We start from the raw sequence: 298 nt of genomic DNA, 5'->3' as shown, positions 1-298 counted from the left end.
TAATGAAGAAGAGCGGGCAAAAGACGCATTTGCAGATGACGGCTGGGCACACGCATGGATTTTCGTATCTTCTGCGGGGTGGTTCCATACATTTCTTTAAAGATCCGCATAAAGACCTTGTAATTGGTAAGACCATTCTGCACCATCAGCTGCGTGATGCTTTCATCAGATTTCAGAAGATCCTCGTAAAAATTCATGGTTCGTACAGAATTTACGTATGCAAGAAATGTCTGGCCGGTATACTTCTTAAACAGGCGGCAGCTTCCCAGGGCTTGAGCCGTGAGTATTTCTGCCGCCT

The 298-nt window shown here is 46.0% G+C and carries 1 protein-coding gene; it reads right to left on the bottom strand.

The window, feature by feature from the left end:
* A partial coding sequence (locus NE473_RS31435) for a helix-turn-helix domain-containing protein (protein ID WP_256265669.1) occupies positions 1-298 on the bottom strand: 298 nt, incomplete at both ends.

Source organism: Hungatella sp. SL.1.14, assembly GCF_024460495.1.
In the GTDB taxonomy this organism is placed as follows: domain Bacteria; phylum Bacillota; class Clostridia; order Lachnospirales; family Lachnospiraceae; genus Hungatella; species Hungatella hathewayi.
The sequence above is the reverse complement of the archived record's forward strand: the minus strand, read 5'-3'. Positions and strand labels throughout refer to the sequence as shown.